Here is a 1643-nt window from a genome sequence, read left to right as displayed (position 1 = left end):
TGATCGTCGTTGTGCCGAGAAGCGAGTATATCCTGCGATTAATATTCGCCGTTCAGGAACGCGTCGAGAAGACTTGTTGATGAGTGAAGATGAGCTTCAGCGTGTTTGGATACTGCGTAAACTATTGCATAGTATGGATGACGACTTAGCAGCATTAGAATTTATTCTCGATAAGCTGAAAGACTCTAAAACAAATGATGAGTTCTTCTTGTCGATGAAGAAGCGATAGGCTGTTGTTGATGGCTCAAAAGCTTTGTTAAATAAAACTTTTGAGCTGAATTAAACATCGTCAGGCTAGAATATAAACCGGTATTTATACCGGTTTTTTTATGAATTGAATTGAGATTGTTGTGTCAGTTATGAAATATGATGACCTCCGAAGTTTTATCAAACAACTTGAAGCGCAAGGTGAGTTGAAGCGTATTGCTCAGGAAGTCGATCCTTATCTGGAAATGACCGAGATATGTGATCGTACTTTACGTGCAGGAGGGCCTGCTTTACTGTTTGAAAACCCAAAGGGTTACAATATGCCAGTGTTGGCAAATCTTTTTGGTACAACGCGGCGCGTTGCCTTAGGAATGGGGCAAGAAGACGTCAGTGCACTACGTGAAGTGGGCAAACTTTTGGCATTTCTTAAAGAACCTGAACCACCTAAAGGTTTTAAGGATGCCTGGCAAAAGCTACCGATATTTAAAAAGGTGATGGCGATGGGGCCCAAAGAGGTCCGCTCGGCTGCCTGTCAGGAAGTGCTTATCGAAAAAGATCAGGTGGATCTGTATAAGCTTCCTATCCAGACTTGCTGGCCAGGCGATGCAGGACCTTTGGTGACCTGGTCTTTGGTGATTACAAAAGGGCCTGAAAAGTCTCGCCAGAATCTGGGGATTTATCGCCAGCAGTTGATTGCAAAGAATAAGCTGATCATGCGCTGGCTATCTCACCGTGGTGGCGCACTAGACTTCAGAGAGTGGCAGCAAAAACACCCAGGTAAACCTTTCCCGGTTGCGGTGGCTTTAGGTGCTGATCCAGCAACAATACTCGGTGCAGTAACGCCCGTGCCCGATACCTTATCTGAATATGCCTTTGCTGGCTTGTTACGTGATAGTAAAACTGAAGTGACTAAAGCGGGCTTGAGTGACCTATCAGTGCCAGCGAGTGCAGAGATAGTATTGGAGGGCTTCATTTACCCTGATGAAGTCGCACCCGAAGGACCCTTCGGTGATCATACTGGTTATTACAATGAAGTGGATACCTTTCCGGTATTTACTGTCGAGCGTATTACTCATCGAAAAAATGCGATTTACCACAGTACTTATACTGGTCGGCCGCCTGATGAGCCTGCGATTCTCGGTTTAGCTTTGAATGAAGTCTTTGTACCGATTCTAAGAAAGCAGTTTCCTGAAATTGTCGATTTTTATTTGCCGCCGGAAGGATGCTCATATCGCCTGGCCGTTGTAACGATGAAGAAGCAATACCCAGGGCATGCTAAACGCGTGATGATGGGCGTGTGGTCCTTCCTTCGCCAGTTTATGTATACCAAGTTCGTAATTGTCTTGGATGATGACGTTAACGCACGAGAGTGGGAAGATGTGATTTGGGCAATTACGACACGTATGGATCCGGCAAGAGATATCACCTTGGTTGAA

General features: G+C 45.3%; 1 protein-coding gene and 1 pseudogene. Both read left to right on the top strand.

Annotated elements, in window-relative coordinates:
• Positions 1-229, top strand: a pseudogene (gene rho / locus A3735_RS28425) (transcription termination factor Rho); the annotation flags it as partial.
• A 130-nt stretch (positions 230-359) separates the two neighbouring features.
• Positions 360-1643, top strand: a 1284-nt coding sequence (gene ubiD / locus A3735_RS28420; protein ID WP_068639112.1) for a 4-hydroxy-3-polyprenylbenzoate decarboxylase, incomplete at its 3' end; no start/stop codon positions are given.

It is taken from the genome of Oleiphilus sp. HI0061, assembly GCF_001635675.1.
The sequence above is the reverse complement of the archived record's forward strand: the minus strand, read 5'-3'. Positions and strand labels throughout refer to the sequence as shown.